General features: G+C 57.9%; 4 protein-coding genes. 3 read left to right on the top strand and 1 reads right to left on the bottom strand.

Features of this window, described 5'->3' with window-relative positions:
* Nucleotides 1-79: 79 nt before the first annotated feature.
* Nucleotides 80-292 carry a hypothetical protein gene (locus tag IE224_RS20710; RefSeq protein ID WP_191313404.1) on the bottom strand — a complete coding sequence of 71 codons (213 nt, stop codon included), beginning with the start codon at nucleotides 290-292 and terminating at the stop codon, nucleotides 80-82.
* Nucleotides 293-682: 390 nt separating this feature from the next.
* On the opposite strand from IE224_RS20710, the gene IE224_RS20705 reads away from it, so the two are divergent.
* The 3 genes from IE224_RS20705 to IE224_RS20695 form a co-directional block, all read left to right on the top strand.
* The gene (locus IE224_RS20705) at nucleotides 683-847 is read left to right on the top strand and encodes a hypothetical protein (protein WP_191313402.1); all 165 of its coding nucleotides are present in this window, start codon (nucleotides 683-685) and stop codon (nucleotides 845-847) included.
* Complete coding sequence (locus tag IE224_RS20700) at nucleotides 840-1,019, top strand: hypothetical protein (protein WP_191313400.1); 180 nt, start codon at nucleotides 840-842, stop codon at nucleotides 1,017-1,019. Before IE224_RS20705 ends, IE224_RS20700 begins: the two co-directional genes overlap by 8 nt.
* A 598-nt stretch (nucleotides 1,020-1,617) precedes the next feature.
* Nucleotides 1,618-1,859 (top strand): type 1 glutamine amidotransferase family protein (locus IE224_RS20695; RefSeq protein ID WP_506330854.1); only part of this gene is annotated, 242 nt, incomplete at its 3' end.

Raw genomic sequence — 1,859 nt, 5'->3', positions numbered from 1 at the left:
GGATAGGCGGGGGTGAATCTCGGCTTTGACATAGGGCTCATCCTTTGAGTGTTTTACTCTCCGGTAAACCCGGGGCGGTTCAGCTTGCCTTCTTGCGCGCCTTTGCAGCTGGCTTCGCTTTCGGCACGTCGCGCGCAGCAGCTTCGCCCTGCAGACGAAGCGATCGGAGCCGGGCGATCCGCTGATTGCGTGCAGCGGCCTCGGCATCGATGATCTCACGGGCAGCACGATCGGTGACATCGGCGCGGGTTTCCGAGCGCGTGGCCCGAAACAGTGCTTTTGACGCAGTCATGGAAGAAACTCCTCTTTTGCAAAGGCAATCCGCCAGCGCTCCATCAGACAGGAGCGGCCCGGCAGAAAGACCGGACAAGATCGCACGCAGCTCTGCAGGAATTTGCAAGCGGCCGACTGACATCATTGCAGCTTGGTCAGTGTTCTAGATGGGTATTCGCCACATTATCATCAAGACCATCATGAAAATTATCTAGAAATCAGTCATTTGATAAATGCCGTCTCCATCAGGCTGAGGCTGAAGAATAGGCCTCGGCCTGGCTTGGGAGAAGACGTAAGACCACCCTTGTTGCGGACCAGCCAGCCCAGCTCCTGGGTCATCTTCCTGAGGTGATTTGCCTTAACGAAGCAGTCATGATCAGGTGGGCGCTCAGCCATGAAAGGGCGCGCCATGACAGAAACGGCAAAAGACCGGCAATCGGATGAGATTGTCGCCAGCCGCATCAGGTTTGCGTGCAACTCGATGGGCATGTCCGACATCGAAGGCCAGGACATGGCGCGTCGGGCGGTGGCGTTGCGGGCGAAGGCGCATACCCAAAGGGGCCCAGATGACTAGGAACACGGACCGGCACGTCCGCGAAGGTTATGGCACATTGTTCGAGGCCGTCCTGCAGGCTTGCGTGGAGGCAGGGCTGAAGGCGGAAGCCGCCACAGCTATTGCCGTGAGAACAGTGGAGATCGTGCAGGCGGGGAACATGACGCCGTGGCAAGACGATCACCCTGCATGACAGTTCAGCAGGGCAATACGAAGATGCAACTGGGCAGGAAAAGCCTGGTCGGTGCCTGATGATCATATCTGGCAGCTACCCGACGGAAAACACCTCTGCCTGCAAATACGATCCTCCTAGCACCTTGCCACGGCGCTGCTGATAAGGAACGTGTTCATGTCAGACGTCTTTCGATCGTAAAAATCAACATGGCAATCCTGCGACGCGTTTCTTTCGCCTTGGAGCCAACGAAGGAGGGCGTTCCGGACCTGTCCTGGCAGTTCATGGAAGAAGCTGCCAGAATAGCAGCAGAGCTTTTTGCTAAGGTCCGAACCGAACCCGCATCGCGCCGCAAGGATCCTGGCACCGCCTGCTGAAGCGCCCAGCATTGCCACAGTCAGCATTTGTCGCGACCACCAGGAGCAGGAACTGCAAGGGGCACGGGGCGTTCCTGACACCGACCAGACATGTTCCTGTTCGATAAAGGGAACGTCAGAACTGACCCTCTCAGTCAGCGAAAGGCATTCCGACTGAGGTGGGCCTGACAGGTGCATTGGCTGCAAGGCCCTGACGTTGAAGGAATGGTCTTCGGACAGGCAACAAAGGGAAAGAGCATATAATGAAAATCCTCATGGTTCTCACGTCCCATGATCAACTGGGAAACACCGGCAAGAAAACCGGCTTCTGGCTGGAGGAGCTTGCTGCGCCTTACTACGTCTTCAAGGATGCGGGTGCTGAGATCGTGCTGGCATCTCCAAACGGTGGCCGGCCGCCGCTGGACCCCAAGAGCAACGAGCCCGACGCCAGGACCGACGCGACCAACCGCTTCAACGCAGACGCCGAGGCCCAGGCAAAGCTGGC

Origin of the sequence: Paracoccus aerius, from assembly GCF_014656455.1 — a bacterium.
Lineage (GTDB): Bacteria > Pseudomonadota > Alphaproteobacteria > Rhodobacterales > Rhodobacteraceae > Paracoccus > Paracoccus aerius.
The sequence above is the reverse complement of the archived record's forward strand: the minus strand, read 5'-3'. Positions and strand labels throughout refer to the sequence as shown.